General features: G+C 63.2%; 23 protein-coding genes. 11 read left to right on the forward strand and 12 right to left on the reverse strand.

Annotation, left to right across the window (positions count from 1 at the left end; all coding sequences use genetic code 11):
- The 4 genes from C9427_RS28975 to kce all read left to right on the forward strand — a co-directional run.
- A partial coding sequence (locus C9427_RS28975) for an extracellular solute-binding protein (protein ID WP_107652463.1) occupies positions 1-1,063 on the forward strand: 1,063 nt, incomplete at its 5' end.
- Between the two features lie 2 nt (positions 1,064-1,065).
- Positions 1,066-2,001, forward strand: a complete 936-nt coding sequence (locus tag C9427_RS28980; RefSeq protein ID WP_107652464.1) for a carbohydrate ABC transporter permease — start codon at positions 1,066-1,068, stop codon at positions 1,999-2,001.
- 34 nt (positions 2,002-2,035) lie between these two features.
- The gene (locus C9427_RS28985) at positions 2,036-2,866 is read left to right on the forward strand and encodes a carbohydrate ABC transporter permease (RefSeq protein WP_107652465.1); all 831 of its coding nucleotides are present in this window, start codon (positions 2,036-2,038) and stop codon (positions 2,864-2,866) included.
- Positions 2,867-2,913: 47 nt separating this feature from the next.
- Complete coding sequence (kce, locus tag C9427_RS28990) at positions 2,914-3,846, forward strand: 3,5-dioxohexanoate:acetyl-CoA acetone transferase (RefSeq protein ID WP_107652466.1); 933 nt, start codon at positions 2,914-2,916, stop codon at positions 3,844-3,846.
- A gap of 18 nt (positions 3,847-3,864) precedes the next feature.
- On the opposite strand, the gene C9427_RS28995 is transcribed toward kce, so the two are convergent.
- From C9427_RS28995 to C9427_RS29010, 4 genes are all read right to left on the reverse strand, one after another.
- The gene (locus C9427_RS28995; protein ID WP_097577360.1) at positions 3,865-4,161 is read right to left on the reverse strand and encodes an HlyU family transcriptional regulator; all 297 of its coding nucleotides are present in this window, start codon (positions 4,159-4,161) and stop codon (positions 3,865-3,867) included.
- A 169-nt stretch (positions 4,162-4,330) separates the two neighbouring features.
- Complete coding sequence (locus C9427_RS29000) at positions 4,331-5,017, reverse strand: PadR family transcriptional regulator (protein ID WP_107652467.1); 687 nt, start codon at positions 5,015-5,017, stop codon at positions 4,331-4,333.
- 116 nt (positions 5,018-5,133) lie between these two features.
- Positions 5,134-5,514, reverse strand: a complete 381-nt coding sequence (locus C9427_RS29005; protein WP_107652468.1) for a thiol-disulfide oxidoreductase DCC family protein — start codon at positions 5,512-5,514, stop codon at positions 5,134-5,136.
- A gap of 95 nt (positions 5,515-5,609) precedes the next feature.
- A complete protein-coding gene (locus C9427_RS29010) occupies positions 5,610-6,245 on the reverse strand; it encodes a sulfotransferase family 2 domain-containing protein (RefSeq protein WP_107652469.1) in 636 nt (211 codons plus the stop codon).
- A 71-nt stretch (positions 6,246-6,316) separates the two neighbouring features.
- Here C9427_RS29010 and C9427_RS33910 point away from each other — a divergent pair, with 71 nt between their 5' ends.
- Positions 6,317-6,517 carry a hypothetical protein gene (locus C9427_RS33910; protein WP_146172606.1) on the forward strand — a complete coding sequence of 67 codons (201 nt, stop codon included), beginning with the start codon at positions 6,317-6,319 and terminating at the stop codon, positions 6,515-6,517.
- A 33-nt stretch (positions 6,518-6,550) separates the two neighbouring features.
- Here the strand turns inward: C9427_RS33910 and C9427_RS29015 are convergent, their stop codons facing one another.
- From C9427_RS29015 to C9427_RS29030, 4 genes are all read right to left on the reverse strand, one after another.
- Positions 6,551-6,844 carry a GYD domain-containing protein gene (locus C9427_RS29015; RefSeq protein WP_107652485.1) on the reverse strand — a complete coding sequence of 98 codons (294 nt, stop codon included), beginning with the start codon at positions 6,842-6,844 and terminating at the stop codon, positions 6,551-6,553.
- Between the two features lie 201 nt (positions 6,845-7,045).
- The gene (rpoD, locus tag C9427_RS29020) at positions 7,046-9,073 is read right to left on the reverse strand and encodes an RNA polymerase sigma factor RpoD (protein WP_107652470.1); all 2,028 of its coding nucleotides are present in this window, start codon (positions 9,071-9,073) and stop codon (positions 7,046-7,048) included.
- Positions 9,074-9,491: 418 nt separating this feature from the next.
- Complete coding sequence (dnaG, locus tag C9427_RS29025; RefSeq protein WP_107652486.1) at positions 9,492-11,426, reverse strand: DNA primase; 1,935 nt, start codon at positions 11,424-11,426, stop codon at positions 9,492-9,494.
- A 144-nt stretch (positions 11,427-11,570) separates the two neighbouring features.
- Positions 11,571-11,945 carry an RcnB family protein gene (locus tag C9427_RS29030; RefSeq protein ID WP_107652471.1) on the reverse strand — a complete coding sequence of 125 codons (375 nt, stop codon included), beginning with the start codon at positions 11,943-11,945 and terminating at the stop codon, positions 11,571-11,573.
- A gap of 388 nt (positions 11,946-12,333) precedes the next feature.
- Here C9427_RS29030 and C9427_RS29035 point away from each other — a divergent pair, with 388 nt between their 5' ends.
- From C9427_RS29035 to C9427_RS29045, 3 genes are all read left to right on the forward strand, one after another.
- Positions 12,334-13,998: a Na/Pi cotransporter family protein gene (locus C9427_RS29035; RefSeq protein WP_107652472.1), complete on the forward strand. Its 1,665-nt coding sequence runs from the start codon at positions 12,334-12,336 to the stop codon at positions 13,996-13,998.
- Positions 13,999-14,246: 248 nt separating this feature from the next.
- Positions 14,247-14,456 (forward strand): DUF2061 domain-containing protein, encoded by a 210-nt coding sequence (locus C9427_RS29040; protein WP_097572767.1) that lies wholly within the window; start codon positions 14,247-14,249, stop codon positions 14,454-14,456.
- A gap of 148 nt (positions 14,457-14,604) precedes the next feature.
- Positions 14,605-15,786, forward strand: coding sequence for an MFS transporter (locus tag C9427_RS29045; RefSeq protein ID WP_107652473.1), 1,182 nt, complete (start codon positions 14,605-14,607; stop codon positions 15,784-15,786).
- Between the two features lie 28 nt (positions 15,787-15,814).
- Here the strand turns inward: C9427_RS29045 and C9427_RS29050 are convergent, their stop codons facing one another.
- On the reverse strand, positions 15,815-16,708 hold the full coding sequence (locus tag C9427_RS29050; protein ID WP_107652474.1) for a LysR family transcriptional regulator: 894 nt from the start codon (positions 16,706-16,708) through the stop codon (positions 15,815-15,817).
- A gap of 113 nt (positions 16,709-16,821) precedes the next feature.
- Here C9427_RS29050 and C9427_RS29055 point away from each other — a divergent pair, with 113 nt between their 5' ends.
- Positions 16,822-17,688 carry an SDR family oxidoreductase gene (locus tag C9427_RS29055; RefSeq protein WP_107652475.1) on the forward strand — a complete coding sequence of 289 codons (867 nt, stop codon included), beginning with the start codon at positions 16,822-16,824 and terminating at the stop codon, positions 17,686-17,688.
- 84 nt (positions 17,689-17,772) lie between these two features.
- Here the strand turns inward: C9427_RS29055 and C9427_RS29060 are convergent, their stop codons facing one another.
- Complete coding sequence (locus C9427_RS29060; protein WP_107652476.1) at positions 17,773-19,959, reverse strand: heavy metal translocating P-type ATPase; 2,187 nt, start codon at positions 19,957-19,959, stop codon at positions 17,773-17,775.
- Positions 19,960-20,066: 107 nt separating this feature from the next.
- Between C9427_RS29060 and C9427_RS29065 the strand changes: the two genes are divergently transcribed.
- Complete coding sequence (locus C9427_RS29065) at positions 20,067-20,483, forward strand: MerR family transcriptional regulator (protein WP_107652477.1); 417 nt, start codon at positions 20,067-20,069, stop codon at positions 20,481-20,483.
- 109 nt (positions 20,484-20,592) lie between these two features.
- Here C9427_RS29065 and C9427_RS29070 read toward each other — a convergent pair whose 3' ends face one another.
- Positions 20,593-21,150: a GNAT family N-acetyltransferase gene (locus C9427_RS29070; protein ID WP_107652487.1), complete on the reverse strand. Its 558-nt coding sequence runs from the start codon at positions 21,148-21,150 to the stop codon at positions 20,593-20,595.
- Positions 21,151-21,167: 17 nt separating this feature from the next.
- Entirely contained in the window at positions 21,168-21,617 is a 450-nt protein-coding gene (locus C9427_RS29075; protein WP_107652488.1) for a GatB/YqeY domain-containing protein, read from the reverse strand.
- 288 nt (positions 21,618-21,905) lie between these two features.
- On the opposite strand from C9427_RS29075, the gene carA reads away from it, so the two are divergent.
- Positions 21,906-23,111, forward strand: coding sequence for a glutamine-hydrolyzing carbamoyl-phosphate synthase small subunit (carA, locus tag C9427_RS29080; protein WP_167434523.1), 1,206 nt, complete (start codon positions 21,906-21,908; stop codon positions 23,109-23,111).
- Positions 23,112-23,255: the final 144 nt, after the last annotated feature.

The following is a 23,255-nucleotide window of genomic DNA, read 5'->3' on the forward strand; positions in this document are numbered from 1 at the left end:
CCCCGACGAGAACTACCCGACCATCGTCTCTACGGCTTTGGCCGCTGGCAAGGGCGGCGACGTGATCCACACCCATGCCTATGGCTGGCTCGAGCAATTCGTGAAGGCCGGCTATTTCGAGTCCCAGGACGAAAAGACCGTGCCTTCGCTCGCCAACCAGCCTGCCGACGCATTGATCTCCGGCACTTATCGGGCCGACAAGAAGGTCTATTCCCTGCCCTTCGCGTCGCAGACGCTCGGCCTGTTCGTCAACAAGGACGTCTTTACCAAAGCCGGCCTGACCCCGCCGACGACATGGGATGAATTCATCACCGTCAGCAAGGCGCTGAAGGAGAAGGGCATCTATCCCCTGGCGAACGGGCTGGGCACGAGCTGGTTCAACGAGATGTTCGTCGCCATCTTCACCAACCCCTTCCTCGGCCAGGACTTCGTCACCGATCTGACGACCGGCAAAACCACGTTCAAGGATCCGCGCTACGTCGCCGCCCTCGGCAAGCTGCTGGAACTGCGCGATTACATGCCCGACGGCTTCGAAGGCGTGGACTACACGACCGCCGGCCAGCTGTTCCTCAGCGGCAAGGCGGCAATGCTGGCCGGCGGCAGCTTCGATATCGCCACCTACCGGGCGCAGAACCCGGCCATCAACATGGACTTCATCGCGCCGCCGATGGCAAAGGCCGGCGACGTGCCGCAGGTGACCAAATTTTTCGACGGCGGCTATGCGGTGAACGCCAAATCGCCGAACAAGGAAGCCGCGCTCAAACTGGTCAACTGGATGGGCACCAAGGAGTTCGGCGACAAGTTCTCCGCCCTGCTCGGCAACATTTCGCCGATCAAGGGCGTCGTCATCAAGGACGAACTCCTGTCGCATGTCGCCAAGTTGAACGAAACCGCGATGCCCCATATCAATGTGGTGTATTTCCGCTTCCAAAAGCCAACCGGCTCGGAATTGCTGCAGGGCGACATCACCAAGATGATGTCCGGCAGCATCACGCCGGAGCAGCTGGCGGCCGATCTGACCGACGGCTTGGCCAAGTGGTACACCCCGTTCCAGGGCAAGTAAGGATGAAATCGGGCCGGCGCCGCACTGCAAGACCTTTTCCGTGGCGCCGGTCGCTCTGGATCGCCTTTCTGCTGGCGCCGGCGCTCGTGGTGATGATGCTGTTCGTGCTCTGGCCGTTGCTGTCGGCCTTCCGCTTTGCCTTCTATGAATTCAACGGACTTCGGCCGACCGGCTTCATCGGCCTGGAGAATTTCCGCCAGGTCCTGTTCGAGAAGCCGTTCAGCGACTGGACCTACAATGCGCTCAAGCACAATGTCATCGCCTTCTTCGCCCTGATGGTTTTTGAGAACGGCACCGCCTTCCTTATCGCTTTCGCACTTCTGAAGGCATTGCCCGGGCATCGCGTGCATCAGGTCATCGTCTTTCTTCCGGTCGTTCTCTCGGCGGTCATCGTCGGCTTTCTCTGGAAGCTGTTCCTGCACCCGTTGTTCGGGCTGGTGAACCAGGCGCTGGCGCTGGTCGGCATTGGCGCCATACCGTGGCTGGGCAATGAATCGACCGCCCTGGGCAGCGTCCTCTTCGCCAATATCTGGCACTGGCTCGGCTTCCCGACGCTGGTGCTGCTGGCCGGCATGCAGCGGATCAGCAAGGACGTGATCGAGGCGGCCCGCCTCGACGGCGCCGGCGACTATGTGCTGATGACCAAGATCGTCTGGCCGCTGATCGCGCCGAGTGTCACCATCGTCACCATCCTGACCTTCATCGGCAGTTTTAACTGGTTCGAAATCCCTTACGTCATGGCTGGCCTGACCGGCTCTCCGGGCGGCGCGACGGATGTGCTCGGCCTCTATTTCTACCGCACCGCTTTCGGCAGCACGACGAGCGGCATCCAGGATTTCGGCCAAGGCAGCGCGCTCGCGGTCATGATGTTCATCATCGTCGCCGGCGTGACGGCAATCGCCCTTCGCTATCTGCGCCGCCGCGAGATCGAGCTGTGAACCACGCCGTGGGTGCCGCAGCCAGGGCTATCCCATGAAAGAGCGCGGCGAGCTGTTCAAGAACGGCGCCATCCAGCTGCTGCTGGCGCTCAACGCCGTCATCATGGTCTATCCGCTGTTCGTGATGGTGATCTCGTCGTTCAAGACGAATGCGGAGATCTTCTCCTCCCCTTTCGCCTTGCCGGCCAGCTTCTCGCTGACCAATGCCGAACGGGTCTGGAACGAGACCAACTTCGTTCGCTATCTCGCCAATTCCGTCGGCATCACCACGGCGGCGGTCGCGCTGATCCTGCTGTTCAGCACCATGGCCGCATACGCGCTCGCCCGCTACCGCTTCAAATTGAGCGCCCTGGTGCTGGTGTTCTTCCTCAGCGGCATGACCGTGCCGCTGAAGCTCGCGATCATTCCGCTGTTCATCCAGCTGGATTCGCTCGGACTGGTCGACAGCTATCTCGGCCTTGTGCTGGTCTATGTCGCGATGGGTATTCCATCGGCCGTCTTCATCATGACCGGCTTCCTGCGCACCTTGCCGCGTGAACTCGAGGAATCGGCGCGCATGGACGGCGCCAGCGAATTGCGCATCATGCGCTCGATCATGCTGCCGCTGGCACGGCCGGCCCTGGTGATCGTGGCGATCCAGAACGCCGTTCCGATCTGGAACGACTTCTTTTTCCCGTTGGTGCTGATCACCTCCGACAATTTGAAGACGCTGCCGCAGGGGCTTACGGTCTTCGTCGGCGAATTCACCACCGACTGGGGCGTCCTGTTTACCGGACTGACACTAGCGGCGCTGCCGATAACCCTGCTTTACGTGGTGCTGTCGAAGCAGTTCATATCGGGTATCACCCAAGGTGCAGTCAAATAAGGCGCGGTCAAACAGAGCGCCGTCAAACAGGGCAAGGAATTCGAGACGTGGCCAACCAAAGCAAGATCATCATCACCTGTGCGGTAACGGGATCGATCCATACGCCGTCAATGTCGCCTCATCTGCCGGTGACCGCGCAGGAAATCGCGCAGGCCGCGATCGAGGCGGCACAAGCCGGCGCCGCCATCGTCCATCTTCACGCGCGCAATCCCGTCGATGGCCGGCCCGATCAATCGACGGAAGCGTTCGCGCCTTTTCTGCAAGTGATCAAGCAAAGCACCGACTGCGTGGTCAACATCACCACCGGCGGCGCCGCGACCATGACCGTCGAGGAGCGGGTAAAGCCGGCCGCGACCTTCGCCCCGGAAGTCGCCTCGCTGAACATGGGCTCGATGAATTTCGGCCTCTATCCAATGCTGGAGCGGTTCAAGACATTCCAGCACGACTGGGAGCGGCCCTATCTCGAAGGCTCGCGCGACCGCATCTTCCGCAACACTTTCGGCGACATCGAACATATCCTGCGGATCTGCGCGCAAAATGGCACCCGCTTCGAAATCGAGTGCTACGATATCGGCCATCTCTACACGCTTGCCCATTTCGTCGAGCGCGGCCTGGTGAAGGCGCCTTTCTTCGTGCAGAGCGTATTTGGCATCCTTGGCGGCATCGGCGCTCATCCGGAAGACGTGGCGCATATGAAACGCACGGCTGACCGCCTATTCGGCAACGACTATCATTGGTCGGTCCTCGGCGCCGGCCGCAATCAGCTCCCCATCGCCACGCAGGCCATTGCGCTCGGCGGCAATGTCCGTGTCGGGCTCGAGGACTCGCTGTGGATCGGCAGGGGGCAATTGGCGAAATCCAACGCCGATCAGGTAAGGAAGGTCCGCCAGATCATCGAGGGGCTCGGCGCCTCGGTCGCCACGCCCGACGAGGCACGACAGATCCTGCAGCTCAAGGGCGGCGACAAGGTCGCTTTCTGATGATGGGACCTTGCTGTATCAGCCGAACATCTTCTCGCCCTGCTCGTCGACCAGTTGCATGCCCTTCTTGATCGAGATGTCGACGGCGTCGTCCAGTCCGGCGAAGCGGTCGGCGCGAATGAATTTATGCTCCTTCAGCACACCGTCGATCTCTTTCGAAACCACGCCGCAGGTCTGGTACTGGCCATCCGCCTTGTAGGGCGTGGCGCTGATCAGGAATCCCTTGTGCTCGATCTGCTTGGCCGGCGCGCCGCTCTTGGGTTCGCCCGCGTCACCGCCGTCACCACCGCCGAAAAGACGCTTCAGAAAAGACATGGGGGTATCCTCCAACGGCAATCACCCTGCACCACATAGCGCGGCGCAGGGGTGATTTTCACTACCGTTCCTCAGTCGAACGGGCAAGGGCCGCATTAGAGCGGCGTGCGTCCACTTGGACGCACAAAGCACGCTCTGACGCCGATGCGGTAGCTCGCCTGCCGGAGGGTCAGCGGCGCGACAGCGCCTCAAGGGCTTCGGCGGTGTCTACCAGGATGCTCATCGCCTGGGCCTGTTTGTCTTCGGACGCATCGACGATATCGCTGAGCGCCGCGCGCAGGCGATGGCGCACGGCGCGAAACTCATCGCGCTTTTCCGAACGGCCGCGTCCACGCCGCCCGCCTTCCTCGCCATCGTCGTTCCAGCCGAACCAGTCGCGCGCCTTGGCCATCTTGCGGCCGAAACGCTCGAGATGCTCGAGCACATTGTCGATCATCTCGCGGTTTTCCTCGAGATGCGCCTGCCCGGCCTCGGTGATCGAGAACACCTTCTTGTTGCCTTCCGCCGACGAGACGGCATAGCCGGCCTCTTCCAGAAAGGTCAGCGTCGGATAGACCACGCCGGGGCTTGGGCTGTAGACGCCGCTGGTGCGCTCCTCCAGCGCCTTGATGATGTCATAGCCGTGGCGTGGCGCCTCGGCCAAGAGCGACAGCGTGATCAGCTTGAGATCGCCGTCGGCCAGCATGCGCCCGGCCCGGAACATGTCGCCCGGCCCGCCACGTCCGCCGCCACGGCCGCCATGGCCGAACGGGCCAAATCCGCCGCCACGACCCCCGAACCTGCCGGCCATGTGCATGAAGGCGCGCAAGGGATGCGCGTCGAAATGAGGATGCCCGAAATGATCATGTTTATGCATCGTTTTCTCCTAAGATATGTCTTGCGATATATCTTAATTAGAGAGTGGTCTCGGCTAAGTCAAGATATATCTTACGATGTATCTAAACGGCGCGAGCAGGATTGACTTGTCAAGCGCTACCAGCGGCCCTTGCGTCGGTTCCAGCCGTAAAGGAGATCGGCGAAGCGATCGTAGGCAAAGCGCGTTAGCGGCAGCACGACAGGATTGCCCAACAGCGTTGCCAGCCAGCCCTCGCCCGGCGTGGCCTTCCAGACGGCAATCGCGACGTCGGCGCCGACCAGCAGCCTGCCGTCGGCGCCGGTTGCGTGCAGCCGGCGGCGGATGTCCTCCAGCGACGCGCCGTAGCCGGCCAGTGCCGCGGGCTCGGCATTGATGTCGCCAAACGCGATGCGGCCGGCCTTGACCGCTTCGATCAACCGCCGCCTCTGCCTGCTAATGCCGGCATCGCAGACCGGACAGCGGGTATTGTACCAGACAGTCAGCTGTGGCTTCGGCATATGTTTCAAAGCGACCTAGGAACCACCAGGGACTATCCGGGAAACGCCGATGCCCCGCAACAGGTCCGCGACTGCGCCGGTATCGGGTGAAATAATCAGAATGCGTAGCCGAAACGGTCGAAATCCCTGGAATAGAGCCTTTGGACGATGCTCCTGGCCTCGTCATCATAATGCGCGCGGTAGTCGAAAGGCGGATTGGCGTTCACCCGGGGAAGCTTTATCTCGCCAGGCAAGCCGAGCCTTTCCACCACCACATTGAACTCGTCAGTCAGCGTTTCGAAACGCAGGATCTCGTCGACGATGAGGTTTCCACGCCGGTCCGAAATCCAGCTCGTCTGATCCACGCGTGAAAGCCGGTTCTTGCGTTCGAGGTAGCGCAGGAACGTCTTGAAGTCCCAATTCTGCGCTTGGCGACGCCGGTGGCGCGTCGTGCTTCTGCGCAAATGATGATAGTTGGAGACGGCCAGATCGAAAGGATTGCGCACCACGGCAAACTTGTAGGCGCCGTCGTAGAGCGGATCGGGCAGCTTGCGCCGTACCCAGCCCGCCTTGTCATGCTGTCTGAGCGCCGCCTTTTCCGGCGTCTCGCGAACCGGCAGATGCGACAAGAGCCGCCGCCACTGCGTCCGCTTCGGCTTCAGGCACCACGGCCTTAGCGCGTGCGTGATCGACGACCCGGCCGTCTTCGGGATGTGGATGAAAATGAAGTTCTTCTCGAGCGAGAGCAGCATTTTCCACTCATTAACGGCGGAAATGGAGCCGTCAAGCAGCGCCCGATCCCCAATTGCCGGGAAAAATCTCCTTGAGCGTCATTCCCTTCCGAAGCGATGGTCAGCGCAGCGAAGATCGACATCGATTTTCGCTGCGCTGGACTGGCTGGTTCAGGTGCCTGAGCTTCCAATGCATGTCGCGCAAAAGCGTGCCCTCGGGCTTGAACCGGGCGCGCTGCGGTTTTGCGGTAGCCACCTGTATCGAAAACAAGAACCTGAAGCGCTTCGCATGAAAATCCGTTCAACGCGACGCGCTTCAGGGCGCCTCATCCGAGCGAAGCGATGATCTCGCGATAGGCAAATTCCGGGAAAGCCTTGAGCGTTCGCGTCTTCACGTTGCCGCCCGACGCCAGCATCAGCGCAAAGCGGGCGAGTACCGCGTCGTCCGGCGCCTCGACCACCGCCACCATGTCGCATTCGCCCATGGTCAGGTAGAACGCCTTGAACGTGCCACCCATGTCCCCCAGGAGCTTTTTGGCGGCATCGAGCCGCTTCGGCGAGTCGCGCACATTTTTGGCGCCTTGTTCCGTCCAGTTGATCAGCACGATGTAAGTCGTCATGGCACACCTCCCTCCGGCGCCACGGAGCACGGCGGTCGGCCGTTCACGGCCTGCGCCGGGGCGGGCATCCGGGTTGTCGCCCAGAAATGCATCCGACATGAAATTATCCTCCCGACCGGCACGAGCCGCAAGGGCATCCCTGCCGCGCACGAAAAAGGGCGCCATCGGCGCCCTCAATTCATGCACGGCCGGTTGCCTGCATCAGCTGTCGAGGAAGCTCCTCAGCTTGCGCGAGCGGCTCGGATGCTTGAGCTTGCGCAGCGCCTTGGCTTCGATCTGGCGGATACGCTCGCGGGTGACCGAGAACTGCTGGCCGACTTCCTCCAGCGTGTGATCGGTGTTCATGCCGATGCCGAAGCGCATTCTGAGCACACGCTCCTCGCGCGGCGTCAGCGAGGCCAGCACGCGTGTGGTGGTCTCGCGCAGATTGGCCTGGATCGCCGCGTCGATCGGCAGGATCGCCATCTTGTCCTCGATGAAATCGCCGAGATGCGAATCCTCCTCGTCGCCGACCGGCGTTTCGAGCGAGATCGGCTCCTTGGCGATCTTCAGCACCTTGCGCACTTTTTCCAAGGGCATGGCGAGCTTTTCCGCCAGTTCCTCCGGCGTCGGCTCGCGGCCGATCTCGTGTAGCATCTGGCGCGAGGTGCGCACGATCTTGTTGATCGTCTCGATCATGTGCACCGGGATGCGGATGGTGCGCGCCTGGTCGGCGATCGAGCGGGTGATTGCCTGCCGGATCCACCAAGTCGCGTAGGTCGAAAACTTGTAGCCGCGGCGGTATTCGAATTTGTCGACCGCCTTCATCAGGCCGATATTGCCTTCCTGGATCAGATCGAGGAACTGCAGGCCGCGATTGGTGTATTTCTTGGCAATGGAAATGACGAGACGCAGGTTTGCCTCCACCATTTCCTTCTTGGCGATTGCGGCTTCGCGCTCGCCCTTCTGCACCTGGTTGACGATCTTGCGGAATTCCAGGATCGAGATCGCCGTTTCGGTGGCGAGGTTCTGGATCTCGGCGCGCAGGTCGCGGATCGCATCCTTCTCGTTCTTGGTGAATTCCTTCCAGCCGCGCGAGGTCAGATTGCCGATCGAGCGCGTCCAGTTCGGGTCGAGTTCCGAACCCTGATATTCCTTCAGGAACTCCTCGCGGCGCACGCCATAGCTTTCGGCGAGCCTCAGCAGCTTGCCCTCGTTCTGCACCAGACGCTTGTTGATGTCGTAGAGCTGCTCGACCAGCGCCTCGATGCGCGCCGTGTTCAGGGACAGCGACTTGACCGCCTTGATGAGCTGGTCTTTCAGCTCCTTCAGCCGGCGATCCTGGCTGGGCGACAAGGTGCCTGCGGCGGCCAGCCGGTTCTCGACCTGCTGGTCCTGCAACTTGCGCAACTTCTTGTAGGTGTCGGCGATGACGTCGAGCGTCTCCATCACCTGCGGACGCAGTTCGGCTTCCATCGCCGCCAGCGACAGGCTGGCCTCGTCCTCGTCCTCGTCGTCGTCATCAGTCAGGCCGCGTGTGTCGCCGCCGACATTGGTGATGTCGTCCTCGTCCTCGCGTGAGGCGCGGCGCGGCTTCTCCTCGACCTTGGGGGCTTCCTCGATGCGCTCGACCACGGGCGCCTGCTTGGCTTCGGGGCCGGCATAGGTCGCCTCGAGATCGATGATCTCGCGCAACAGGATCTTGGATTCGTTGAGCTCGTCGCGCCAGATGATGATCGCCTGGAAGGTCAGCGGGCTTTCGCACAGGCCCGCGATCATCGTCTCGCGGCCGGCCTCGATGCGCTTGGCAATCGCGATTTCGCCCTCGCGCGACAAAAGCTCGACCGAGCCCATCTCGCGCAGATACATGCGGACCGGATCGTCGGTGCGGTCGGTCGGTTCCTTCTTGGTGGTGGTGGCGGCAACGGCCGTGCCGGTCTGCTCGGCCAGCTCGTTGGCGTCTTCCTCGGCGTCGGCAGTCGCGTCGGCGGCTTCGGGCTCCTCGCCCTGCTCGTCGTCCTCGACCACGTTGATGCCCATGTCGGAGAGCATGGCCATCGTGTCCTCGATCTGCTCGGAAGTCACTTCCTCCGAGGGCAGCACCGAATTCAGTTCGTCCATGGTGACGTAGCCGCGCTTCTTGGCGGCCTTGATCATCTTCTTGACAGCATCATCGGAAAGGTCGAGCAGAGGGCCATCGGTGGCGCCTTCACGTTCGGTCTCGACCTCTTCCTTTTCCTTTGTCGCCATTCTTTATCGTCTCCAAGCGGCTGCGTATCTAAGCCGCGTAAGCTGCCGGGCCGGTCAAATCGGATGCGCTCGCTTCAAACGCACTTCACCGGGCCAGTAACCGCATCAAGTCTTTGTTTTTAAGCATGCCGTACCCCAAAACCGGTTTCCACTTTTGGGCTTCATGCATTAAGTCCAGATTAACCCTGATATCTGTGGCAGGCTGGCGGCCTGTCCAGTGACCAGTACCTAACATCGCTCAATTCCCGTCGACGCCGGGCACGGGTTAACGTTTCGAATCGTCCTGATTCCGCCATTCTGCAAGAAGGTCAAGCGCCTCTCGCATGATTCGCATGAAAAAAGCGAATCAATTACCCGACTTAGAGGCGTCGATTCGACGCGCCGCCCATTTCCACTTCATTCCTTGCGCAGGTTTTACCTATGCGCGTCCAGCCCTGCCCGAGGACACGCCAAACCCTTCGATTAGCGCTTCCGTTGCTTGTACATCGTTGAATTGCGCCTGAATCTCGAGCAGATGCCGGAAGTTTTCGTCCGAGGGATCCTGATCGAGCGCTGCCTGCGCCTGTTTCAGCTCTCTATGTAAGGTGCGCGCGCTGCGCTGCAAGTGCAGCGCCTGGTTGAAGGCATCGCGAGCATCGTCAAGTCCCGCGCTTTCCAGCGCCGGCCATTGCCGCGCGCGCTTGATCAGCGCCACCGCGCGTTCCCAGATATCGCCGCAGCCGGCGCGTTCGATCGTGGCGATGACCGCGTTGCGGTCGTCGGCCATGTCATGCGCCATCGCATCGAGGATTGCCGCATGCAGCCGCGTCAGCTCGGTGTTGGCCAGATCGAGAAATTCTACATGCGCGAAATTCTCGTCGATCAGCGCCGGGTGGTTGATGAGCGCCACGATGATCGTCGCCTCGCGCACCGACATGCCTCCACTGCCGCGCTTGACAAGCGCCGATTGACCGAGGCTTTCGGTGATCGCAATGCGGCCGCCACCGCCCTTGGCGAACTGTCCGCCCGGCGCCGCCGCCTTGCCTTGGCCAGGCCGCCCGTCCTGGCGACCTGGCCGGGGACCACGCTGAGCCCCGAAAAAGCTCAGCACCCGCTCGCGCATCTCCTGTTGGTAGTGATAGCGCAGGCTCTCATCGCGGATACGGCCGGTCAGCTCGCGCAGCGTCTTTTCGAGCTCCGCCCGACGCTCCGGCGTGTCGAAGACGCCGCCTGCCGTCTCGCGCATCCACAACAGGTCGACCAGTGGCCGCGCCTCGGCCAGTACGGCACGGAACGCGTCCGGGCCTTCGGCCTTGACCAGATCGTCGGGATCCTTGCCTTCTGGCAACAGCGCAAAGCGCGCCGAACGGCCGGCCTGAACTGCCGGCAGCACCATGTCGGCGGCCCGCCATGCCGCCTTCAGCCCCGCCTTGTCGCCGTCGAAGCACAGCATCGGCTCGGGCGCCATGCGCCACAAAAGTTCCAGCTGGTTTTCGGTGAGCGCGGTGCCGAGCGGTGCCACGGCATTTTCGAAGCCGGCCTGCGCCAGCGCGATGACATCCATATAGCCTTCGACGGCGATGACCGTGCCGCCTTTGGCCAGCGCTTTGCGGGCGCGGGCGAAATTGTAGAGCACATTGCCCTTGTGGAAGAGCTCGGTGTCAGGCGAGTTCATGTATTTGGCCAGCGCATCCGGCGCCAGCGCGCGTCCGCCGAAGGCGATGATCTTGCCTCTGGAATCGGGGATCGGAAACATGATGCGGTCGCGGAACCAGTCGTAGGAGACCGGAATGTCGTCGCCGTGGCGCACCAGCCCGCAGGCCTCGATATCGGCCTTGGGAACGCCCTTGGCGGCAAGGTGCTCCTTGAGCGCATTGCGGCTGTCCGGCGCATAACCGAGGCGGAACGATTGCTGCGTCGCCGGCGTCAGCCCGCGCTCGCGCAGATACGCACGGGCCTTTGCGCCCTCCGGCCCCTGCAGTCGCTCCTGGAAGAAGGCCGTTGCCATCTCCATGACATCGGTCAGGCTGGCGCGCTCCTTCTCGCGCCGTTCCTCCTGGGCATCGCGCACCGGCATCGGCACGCCGGCCATGTCAGCGATCTTCTCGACCGCTTCGGGAAAGCTCATCCCGTCAAGTTCAGTGAGGAATTTGAAATGATCGCCCGAGACCGAGCAGCCGAAGCAGTGATAGCGGCCCTTCTTGTCCTCGCAATGGAAGGACGGGCTCTTCTCGCCATGGAAGGGACAGCACGCCCAATAATCACCGCGCGGCGCGTTGGTCTTCTTCCTGTCCCACGCGACGCGCTGGCCGATGACCGATGAAATCGGCACGCGGTCACGTATCTCGTCGAGGAAGGCGGGCGGAAAGCGCATGGGCTCCATATAATCATGCCGGCGAAGCCCGACGACTCCTATTGCCGGCCATACCCGTTTTTCACAGGGCAAAAAGAAAGGCGGCCATCGCGGGCCGCCTTTCTTTCATCGTCCCGGCGAACCGCCGGTCAAACGCTGCAATGGTTATTGTGCGGCGATGGCGCCGAAAATGATGCCGGAGACAATGCTGACCAGCACGTAGTCGTTGCCGACGCGGATCCACTCCTGCCCGCGGCCGGGACGATGCAGGCCATAGCGGCCATAGTCGCGGATCGGCCGATGACGCTTCCAGCTGGAATATTTCTGGCCGTTGCGCCAATGGCTCCTCTTCACGACGACCACCTTCTTCTTCACCACGACGCGCTTCCTGACGTCGACGTGCTTGCCGGGCTTCTTCCAGTCGACCTGGCTGTAATTCGACTGCGGTGCAACAGGCGCGTTGAGCGGAGCTGCCTGGCCGGTCAGGGACGTGGCGGCCAGCATCGAGAAGGCGATTGCGGAAAGAATGATGCGTTTCATGGTGAGTACTCCTGGGTTGTCGATGCCCAAGCAGTAGCGCCCGAAGGATGAACCGAAACTGAATAGGCAGATTACGTTTTTGTAATGATTTCCTATATTTACATCTTCTAATTCAACACTCTCATCAAACTGGACCTGAACTGGTCGCGCGCTTCCGATCAAGCGGGCCGCGCAAGGCGGCAGGCGATGCAACCATTTTGTCATCCATCCATTTCCGACACGCCCTGTCGCGCGCCGGCCGCCGCCCGAATCGGGCAAAATTTATTATCCGGCTAAGCGCAATCAGAGTAATGTCGGCCCTTGCAATGTCCATGATTCAAACCCTCTTGCGCCCGTTGGCCATCACGATGCCCGTGCTATTGGCACCCGCCGGATTGCCGAGGCCGGCATGAGCGGCTCCGTCGTCCTCCTGCATCTTGCCGGCGCTGTGGCGCTGATGCTGTTTGCCACCCGCATGGTGAAGACCGGCGTCGAGCGCGCCTATGGCGATGTGCTGCGCCACAGGCTGCGCGCCACCATGCGCAATCCCTTCATGGCGGTCCTGGCCGGCTGCGGCCTGTCGATCGCTTTGCAAAGCTCCACCGCCGTCACCTTGCTGGTCGGCTCCTTCGCCGGCGCCGGCATCGTCAGCGGCATGTCGGGCCAGTTGGCAGTGCGCGGCGCCGAGATCGGCTCGGCGCTGGTGGTCAAGTTGCTGACCTTTGACCTCACGCTGCTGGTGCCGGTCTGCCTTGTCGCCGGCACGATCATGTTCATGGCCACCGAGCGGCGCGACTGGCGCCAGTTCGGCCGCATCCTGGTCGGTATCGGCCTGCTCGTCCTGTCGCTGGAAATGATCGGCCAGGCGTCGGAGCCGCTGCGCCAGAGCACGCTGATGCCGGTCATCGTCAACTACTTCTCCAGCGACCCGGTCACCGCCTATCTGCTGGCCGCACTGGTCACCTGGCTGTTCCATTCCTCGATCGCCGCGGTTCTGCTGATGGTCACCCTTGCCGGCCGTGGCTTCATCCCGCCCGAACTCGGCATCGTGCTGGTGCTCGGCGTCAATCTCGGCTCATCGATCATCGCGCCGCTGCTCACCCGTAACGCGGAGCCAGGCGTGCGCGTCGTGCCGATCGGCAACCTCCTGATGCGCGGCATGGGCTCGCTGGTCATGCTCATCCTGTTCCTCTCGTTCAAGCCGCCGGTCGCCTTTCTCGGCGCCACCGTGCCCGACCAGATCGTCAACGCCCACATCCTGTTCAATGTGCTGATCCTGCTTGCCGGCCTGCCGCTGGCCGGGCTGGTCTACCGCGCCTCCGAGAAGATCGTGGCGCTCGGCACCAGGCCGGCGCCGCCCGAGTCGCTCGAAATCATCGAACTGTCGGCGCTCAATGAGAGCGCCCTCGACACGCCGAGCCAGGCGCTGGCCAACGCCACCCGCGAGGTGGTGCGGGTCTGCGAGACGGTCGAGATTATGCTGAAACGCATCATCGAGCTCTACGAGAGCGCCGACGCCGGCAAGATCAAGGCGCTGGCCGCGCTCGATGACCGGGTCGACAAGAAACACGCGGCGATAAAGCTCTATCTCGCCAAGGTCACCAAGAACCCGCTCTCCGAGGACGAGGCGCTGCGTTGCCAGGAGCTCATCGGCGCCTGCGTCAAGCTCGAGCAGGTCGGCGACATCATCGTGCGCAACATGCTGGTACATGTCAGGAAAAAGCTCGAGCGCGGGCTGGAATTCACGCCCGAAGGCTGGCGCGAGCTCTCCGCCTTCCATGCCTCGGTGCTTGCCAATGCGCGGCTCGCCTTCAACGTGCTGGTGTCGCGCGACGCCGAGACCGCGCGCCAGCTCGTGCTCGAAAAGGACCGTCTGCGCGACCGCGAGAAGGAGACGAGCGCCAGCCATTTCGTGCGACTGCGCGACGGCAGCGCCAAGAGCGTCGAGACCAGTTCCATCCATCTCGACACGATCCGCGACCTGAAGCAGATCAACTCGCTGCTCGCCTCGATGGCCTATCCCGTGCTGGAAGAACGCGGCCTGCTCGGCGGCTCGCGGCTGAAGGCCGGTTAATGCATGTCGCCCAAAAGTGCGCAGCGGTTTTTGGAAAATGACATGCATAAACAAAGACTTAAGCGCGTCGCCTGAATCCGTTTCGGCGCGACGCGCCTAAGGCCGGCCTGCAAGCCGAAAATTGCTGCTGGGAGCATCGGCTTGGAACCAGCTTCTACCCTTCGGGCCAAAACAGGAAAATTAGTCTTTGCTCATCCTTAGGTGTCTCGGCTAAGGATCGCCCGGTCTACTGGGAGGATAATCGGCCGATGGATACCCATTCGCGCAGCTTCGCCAAGGCGCTTTCCTGGCGCGTTACCGGCACCATCGACACGATAATCATTTCGCTCGTCGTGACCGGAAGCATCAAGCTCGCCGCGGCCATCGGCCTGACCGAAGTCGTCACCAAGTCACTGCTCTATTACCTTCATGAGCGGGCGTGGCTGAAAATCCCTTACGGGAGAAAGACCCCGGTCTAGCCTTTTTTGCTTAGCCATTTTTTGGCACCGCAGCCGGCTGGATCGAACCCAGTCAAGAAAACCTAAAGCAGCCTCGACAATTTCTGCATTGCCCGCGGCTTTTATCCGTGATTTGAGGCCAACTCATTCAAGGATCGCTTTTCGCGTCATGCTGCCCCTCTTCGCTCTGTTCTTTGCCGCCTTTGCCTTCGGCACCACCGAATTCGTCATTGCCGGCGTGCTGCCGCAGGTGGCGCAAGGACTTGACGTTTCGGTTCCGACCGCCGGCTATCTCGTCTCCGGCTATGCCGGCGGCATCGCCATCGGCGGCCCGTTATTGGCCCTTGCCACCAACGGCATCTCCCGCAAGACCTTGCTGCTCGGCCTCGCCATCGCTTTCACCATCGGCCAGGCCGCCTGCGCGCTGGCGCCCGACTTTTCATCCATGCTGCTTTTGCGCATTGCCGTGGCCGTGGCGCATGGCGCCTATTTCGGCGTCGCCATGGTGGTCGCGGTCGGGCTTGTTCCGGAGGACAAGCGCGGCATGGCCGTGGCCGTCATCCTGTCCGGCCTCACCGTCTCCAACGTCATCGGCGTGCCGGCCGGCACGGCGATCGGCAGTCTCTGGGGCTGGCGCGCCACCTTCTGGGTGATGTGCGCACTGGGCGTGGTGGCGACCTTGGCCATGCTGGCGCTTCTGCCGCGCACGACAGGTGCGTCGAACCGACCGGCGGGCTTTGCCCGCGAGGTGCGCGTGCTGGCCCGCCAGCAGGTCTGGACCTCGCTGATCCTCATGCTGATGCTGATGATCGGCCAATTCACCCTGTTCACCTACATCACGCCGACATTGCTTGAAGTCACCGGCCTCGACGAGAGCCTTGTGCCCTGGGTGCTGCTGCTCAACGGGGTCGGCGCCACGATCGGCGTTTTCCTCGGCGGCAAGCTTTCCGACTGGAAGCTGATGCCGTCGCTGATCACCATGCTTTTCCTGCAGGCAATGATGCTGGCCGTGATCTATGCCGTCAGCCCCTATCCGGTCCCGATGATCGTTGCGATCGTCATCTGGGGTGGCCTCAACTTCGCCATCGGCACACCGATCCAGACCCGCATCCTGACCTGGACCGCGGACGCCTCCAACCTTGCCTCCTCGCTGATCCCATCCGGCTTCAACGTCGGCATCGCGCTCGCCGCTTCCCTGGGAGCCGCCATGCTCAATGCCGGCTACGGCTATCGCAGCCTGCCGGTGGTTGGCGCCATTGCCATGCTGGTCGCCGTGGCGGTCGCGCTCGCCTCGCATGTTTCGGAATGGCGCCGCAAGGCCGCACCACCCCTGCCTGCCGCGGCAGAATAGACGGCACCGGCCGTGCGGATCGGCTCGTTCAGCCTGTCTCCTTCAGCACATCGATAAAGGCGCGCAGGGCCGGCAGCACAAGCCGATGGCCGGGATAGTAGAGGAACAGGCCGGGGATGGGCGGACACCAATCGTCCAACACGCTGATGAGCGCTCCCCGCTCGATGTAGGATTGCGTCAACCTGTCGGAAATGTAAGCGATTCCCAGGCCACCGACCGCTGCCTCGGCCATCAGTTCCATATGATCGAGCGTGAGCATGCCCGGAACATCGATGGCGATTTCCTGGCCATGTTTCTCGAACTCCCAACGAAACGGCTTTCCGCTCGGCAGGCGGAACCGGATGCAGCTGTGATCCTTCAAATCTTCCGGTACCTTCGGGACGTGGCGGGTGGCGAAATAGGCCGGCGACGCGACGGCAATGAAGCGCGTCTCGCCGCCGAAGCGTATCGCGACCATGTCTTGCGGCACGGCCTCGCCAAGCCGGATGCCCGCGTCGAAGCCTTCGCCGACAATATCGACCAGCCTTCCCTCGGTGACGATATCGAGCGCAACCTGTGGAAAGCGTCTGAGGAATACCGGCACCGCGGATTTGAGCAGCAGCCGGGCTGCGATCTCGCTGGAATTGATCCGTAGCGTACCTGCCGGCAGGTTGCGGAAGTTGTCCACCTCCGCCAGGGCCGCGCCTATGTCCCGCAGCAGCGGCTGCAGGCGCGAGACGAGCCGTTCGCCTGCCTCTGTCGGCGCCACGCTGCGCGTCGTGCGATGCAGCAGGCGCACGCCCATGTCCCGCTCCAACGCCCGCATCATGTGGCTGAGCGTCGAGGGCGACAGGCCGAGATCGTCCGCCGCCTTGCGAAAACTTCGGTGGGAGACAATTGCGGCAAGTGCGGTCAGTTCGCGAAAGCCGGGTCCGTCATTCATGGGTAATCTTCACCAACTCATGCAAGATTGAACGGATAGTATCATGAGTTGGAAGAGATATCTTGTGTGGAGATAGCCGCGATCAAGCGGCTTGGCGAATAAGGACTTCTCCCATGGCCAAGATTTCTCCCACGACCAGGATTTCTCCCAAGACAAGGACATGGTTCATCACTGGGACTTCCTCCGGCTTCGGGCGGCTGCTGACCGAAAAGCTCCTAGCCCGCGGCGACCGCGTGGCGGCGACCGTGCGCAAGCCTGAAGCGCTTGCCGACTTGAAGGCGGATCATGGCGATCGCCTTTGGATCGCTTCCCTCGACGTTACCGATTCCGAGGCCGTGCGGCGCACGATCGACAAGGCTTTTCACGATCTCGGCCGCATCGATGTCATTGTCAGCAATGCCGGCTACGGCCTGTTCGGCGCGGCGGAAGAACTGGGTGACGACCAGATCCGCCATTTGATCGATACCAACCTCATCGGCTCGATCCAGCTCATCCGCGCCGTGCTCCCGCATTTGAGGAAACAGGGCGGCGGCCGGATCCTGCAAATCTCCTCGGAAGGCGGACAGATGGCCTATCCCGGTTTCAGCCTCTATCACGCCACCAAATGGGGCATCGAAGGCTTTGTCGAATCCGTTCGGCAGGAGGTAGCGCCGTTTGGCATCGACTTCACCATCGTCGAGCCCGGACCGACGCGGACAAACTTTGCCGCCGGCCTGGTTAGCGCCGAGCCTACGGACGCCTATGAAAACACGCCGGTCGGTGATCTGCGCCGGGCTTTTGTCGAAGGTTCGTTCGAAGTAAAGGGCGATGCGCGGAAAATGGTCGAAGCGATGATCGCCTCGGTCGGACAGAACACCGCCCCCCGGCGGTTGACCTTCGGCGCCGCCGCCTACGCCTCGATCAACAGTGCGCTCCGGAACAGGCTCGCCGAACTCGAAGGCCAGAAGGATGCTGCATTGTCGATGGATTTCGACGACTGACAGACCGGACCGGTTTCCGGCCCTGCGGCGAAGCGGCCCACGAACAACCGTGCCATCGCCAGCACATGGCGACAACAGGCCGCGTCACCCGCGCCAGCGCAGCAGGCGCATGGCGTTGGCGGTGACCAGCACGGTGGCGCCGGTATCGGCGAGGATCGCCGGCCACAGACCGGTGATCCCGGCAATCGTGGTGACCAGGAAAATCGCCTTCAGCCCGAGCGCCACTGCGATGTTCTGGCGGATATTGGCCATCACTGCCCGCGACAGGCGCACCATGCGCGCGACGTCCATGACGCGGCCATGCAGGATCGCCGCGTCGGCCGTCTCCAGCGCCACATCCGTGCCGCCGCCCATGGCGATGCCGATATCGGCGGCGGCGAGCGCCGGCGCGTCGTTGATGCCGTCGCCGACCTTGGCCACCTTCAGCCCCTGGCGCTGCAGCTCGCCGACGATGCGCTGCTTGTCCTGCGGCAGGAGTTCCGCCCGCGCATCGATGCCCAGCGAAGCGGCGATCGCCTCGGCAGTGCGGCGGTTGTCGCCGGTCAGCATGACCGCGCGGATGCCCTCGCCCTTCAGCGCGGCGATGCCGGCTGCCGCATCCGGCCTTGGCTCGTCACGCATGGCGATCAGTCCGGCCACGGCGCCATTGGCCAAGAGCACCGAGACGGTCTTGCCCGCACCGTTAAGGCTGTCGATCGCGAACCGCTGTGCCTCGCTCAGCGTCGCCCGTTCGGCCGCCGCCTGGCCCGAGCCGAGGAAGGCGGCAACACCGCCAACGCTGCCTTCGACGCCCTTGCCCGCAATCGCCTTGGCAGCCAGCACCGGCGGCACCGGGGCCTTGTCGGCCTTGGCCCTGTCGAGGATCGCCACGGCGAGCGGATGGCTGGAGCCCTGCTCGAGCGCCGCCGCCAGCGCCAGCACGGCGCGTTGGTCGCGGCCAAACGCCAGCACGTCGGTAACCACTGGCTTGCCCTTGGTCAGCGTTCCCGTCTTGTCGAAGGCGACGGCTGTTATGTCGCGAAACCCCTCCAACACGGCGCCGCCTTTCATCAACAGGCCGCGTCGCGCGCCCGTCGCCAGGCCGGCGGCGATCGCTGCCGGCGTCGAGACGACCAGCGCGCAAGGGCAGCCGATCAGCAGGATCGCCAGGCCCTTGTAGATCCATTCGTTCCAGTCGCCTCCGGCAAGCAGCGGCGGCAGCATCGCGACCAGCGCCCCGGCCGCCAGCACCGCCGGAGTATAATAGCGCGAGAAACGGTCGATGAAGCGCTCGGTCGGCGCCTTGGCTTCCTGCGCCTCCTCCACCAGCCGCACCACCCGGGCGATGGTGTTGTCCGACGCGGCAGCGGTGACCCGCACCTTGAGCACGCCGTCGGTGCTGATCGTGCCGGCGAAGACCGGTTCGAAAATCCCCTTGCGCTTCGGCATGCTTTCGCCGGTCACCGGCGCCTCGTCGATATCGCTCGCACCCTCGACGATCTCGCCGTCGGCCGGGATGCGGTCGCCCGGCCGCACCACGATCACGTCGCCGACCACAAGCCTTTCCGCGAGAACCTCGACCGTGCCGCCCGCCCGCTCGACCAGCGCCACCTTCGGCACCAGGTCGGCAAGCCCCTGGATGCTCGCCCGCGCGCGGCCGGCGGCCAGGCCTTCCAGCATTTCGCCGATCAGGAACAGCACCACCACGGCAGCGGCTTCCTCAGTGGCGCCGATCATCACGGCACCGGCGGCCGCGATCGTCATCAGCATCTCGATCGAAAACGGCGTGCCGGCCAGCGCCGCCATCAGCGCGCGGCGGGCGATCGGCACCAAGCCGACCAGCAGCGCGGCCAGGAAGAGCCAGCGCTCGGCCGCCGGCAACAGATGGCCGATGCCGTAGGCCGCCAGGAGTGCCGCCGCGCAGGCCAGCGTCAGCGCCGCACGCCGCCGCCATGCCTGCCCGGGTCCGGCATTGTTGTGGGGATGGGAAGGCGCCGCGGCTGGTTCGCCGCCGTGACCGTGATCATCGTGATCGAGCGCCCTGCCGGACGTGCCCTGCACGGCGCGCTCGTCCACCTTGACGATGCCGTAGCCCAGCCGCGCCACCTGCTGCAGCACCTTGGCTTCGGGCAGCGCGCCGCCGTGGGTGATCGTCATGCTGGCGCCCGTCACCGAGACCGAAACATCGACGACGCTGTCGAGACGGCGTACCGCCGTATCGATCTTGGCCGCGCAGGAGGCGCAGTCCATGCCGCCGATCTTGAACCGCGTCTGCTCGATGGGAGCCGTCATCACAACACCTGTCTGCCTCGCGCACGCAGCGTGTCGCCGCGTGGGTCTTGAACCTTGATGGCAGGCACTGTAATTCCTCTAGTCACTAGAGCTTCAAGAGGAAAAAGATGTTCTCGATCGGTGATCTTTCCCGCCGCACCGGGGTCAAGGTGCCCACCATCCGCTATTACGAGCAGATGGGCCTGGTTGCCGCGCCCGAGCGTTCGGAAGGCAACCAGCGCCGCTACTCCAGGCAGGAGCTGGACCGCCTGGCTTTCATCCGCCATGCCCGCGACCTCGGCTTTGGCGTCGAGGACATCCGCGCGCTGATCGATCTCAGCGGTCATCCCGAACAGCCATGCGGTCACGCCGATCGGATCGCTGAAGAACAATTGCTTTCCGTACGGGAAAAGATCGCCCGGCTGAAGCGGCTGGAGGCCGAACTCGAACGGATCGCCTCTTGCTGCGGCGGCAAGACGGTCGGCGACTGCTACGTCATCCGCGCGCTATCCGACCACGCGCTGTGCACGGATGAACACGGCTGACCTTCAATCCGGGAAGATCAAGACTTAACAACAGGCTGGGACACTGCCCGGAATCAATCCATCAAGCTGTCGGCCGACCCGCATTGCGCGCGGAAGGCGGCCGCCAGCCTTACAGCTCAATCCGGAACCGCAGGCTTTCCGCGCCGCCATAGGCGGCGTCCTCGAAGAAGTGGCCGACCAGCCTGCCGCCATTGGCTGTTATCGCCTTGTGCGACGCCGGATTGCCCGGCTTGGCGGTGATCTCCACGAAAGGCAGACCGACCGCCCTCGCCTCGGCGAGCATCAGCCGCAGCGCCTCGGTGGCATAGCCGCGCCGCCGCTTCCACGGCACCACGGCATAGCCGATATGGCCAAGCACATGCGGCGGCAGCGCGGCGGTGCCGTGCTGCCAGCGAAAGCCGATGGAGCCGGCTGCTTCGCCGTCCCAGATCCAGCGCCGGAAGCCCGGCAGCCGCGGCACTTTCGTCCCGTCGGGCAAGGTGACCGGCGGCCCCTTCGCTTCCGGATCGTCGAGGCTGGCCAGGAAGGCCACCGGATCCGCCTCGATGGCCGCAAGCTGCTCGCGCGTCGCTTCCAGAAGGCGCACATTGTCGGGCGACCAGCTGCGCTCCAGCGCCGCCTTGTAGGACGGCAGGTGTTCGAGTGTCGGTTTAACGATCTCGACCAGAGCCATGCTCTGCTGCCCTACTGCAGCAGACCCTTGACGATGCCGCTGGCCTTGCCGAAATCCATCTGGCCGGCATATTTCTGCTTCAGCGCCGCAATCACCTTGCCCATGTCCTTCTGGCTGGCCGCACCCGTGGCGGTGATCGCCTCGCGGGCCGCGGCCGTTATGGCGGCATCATCCAGCTGCGTCGGCAGGAAGCCGCGAATGATTTCCATCTCGCCGCGCTCCTGTGCGGCCAGTTCCGGCCGCTTGCCGTCTTCGAAAGCCTTGGCCGATTCCTCACGCTGCTTCACCATCTTGGCCAGGATTTGCAGGATCTCCTCGTCGCTGGCCGGCTCCTTGCCAGCGCCGCGATTGGCGATGTCGCGATCATGGATGGCGGCCTGGATCAGCCGCAACGTCGGCAGCCGGTGCTTATCCTGCGCCTTCATCGCGCTCTTCAGGGATTCGGCGATTTTTGCGCGCATCATGCTTTCTCCTTCGAACGCGGCGGAACATAGCCCCGCCGAAAGCACAAGGCAAATTTCAGCCTAATCCGGCAAATCACTGATATTGTTGGCCGAAATAAATTGAAGCCGTTCGGCGGCAGCAACATTGACCGCTTTGGCCGCTTCCCATATGTACTGGGCCTTGCATGAGACAATGAGTTGACGCGCGGAGGCTCGAGAAATCGCTGCTGCGTGTCGTTTGCTGCGCGAATTGGTCGACGGGCCAGTTGAAGGACGCAGCCTGACAGGAGCGCCGCCATGGCAACGATGACCGCTGCTACCCCCGCTTGGGCCACCGAAAAGCCGACCGCCTTGCTGGTCCTGGCCGACGGCACCGTCATCGAGGGCCGCGGCCTTGGCGCCACCGGATCGGCCGTCGCCGAGGTCTGCTTCAACACCGCGCTGACAGGCTACCAGGAGATCCTCACCGACCCTTCCTATGCCGGCCAGATCGTCACCTTCACCTTCCCGCATATCGGCAATATCGGCACCAATGACGAGGACATCGAGGACCTCAACCCTGCCGCCCGCGCCGGCGCTGTCGGCGCCGTGTTCAAGGCCGACGTCACCAATCCCTCCAGCTATCGCGCCACGGCCGGTCTCGACCAGTGGCTGAAGAAGCGCGGCATCGTGGCGCTGTCGGGCATCGATACCCGCGCGCTGACCGCGCTGATCCGTGAAAAGGGTATGCCCAACGCCGTCATCGCACATGCGCCGGACGGCGTCTTCGACCTCGACGACCTGAAGCGCCGCGCCGCCGCGTGGTCCGGTCTGATCGGGCTCGATCTCGCCAAGGAGGTCACCTCAGGCCAGTCCTCGGTCTGGCGCGAGACGCCCTGGGTCTGGAACGAGGGCTTTGGCGAACAGGCCGAGCCTTCGATGCATGTCGTCGCCATCGACTACGGCGTCAAGCGCAACATATTGCGCCTGCTTGCCGGTCTCGGCGCCAAGGTCACCGTGGTGCCGGCCAAGACCGGCGCCGAGGAGATCATGGCCATGCAGCCGGACGGCATCTTTCTGTCGAATGGCCCCGGCGATCCCGAAGCCACCGGCGACTATGCCGTGCCGGTTATCCAGGATCTGTTGAAGACCGACATCCCGGTGTTCGGCATCTGCCTCGGCCACCAGATGCTGGCGCTGGCGCTGGGCGGCAGCACCCAGAAGATGCATCAGGGCCATCACGGCGCCAACCATCCGGTCAAGGACCACACCACGGGCAAGGTCGAGATCGTCTCGATGAATCACGGCTTTGCCGTCGATGCCGACTCGCTGCCCGAAGGCGTCGAGGAAACCCATGTCTCGCTGTTCGACGGCTCGAACTGCGGCATCGCGCTGACCGGCCGGCCCGTGTTTTCGGTCCAGCATCACCCGGAAGCCTCGCCCGGCCCGCAGGATTCGCACTATCTGTTCCGCCGCTTCGTCAACCTGATCCGTGAGAGGCGCGGCGAGGAATTGTTGGCAGAGCGCGCCTAATGCATGTCGCGCAAAAGTGCGCAGCGGTTTTGCGATAACGACATGCATAAAAATAGAAACTAAAGCGCGTCGCATGAGGCCGGTCAAACGCGACGCGCTTAGAAGCCTTACGCAAAGTGCATACCGGTATACCGTCTGCAATTG

Source organism: Mesorhizobium helmanticense (assembly GCF_003034915.1).
Lineage (GTDB): Bacteria > Pseudomonadota > Alphaproteobacteria > Rhizobiales > Rhizobiaceae > Mesorhizobium > Mesorhizobium helmanticense.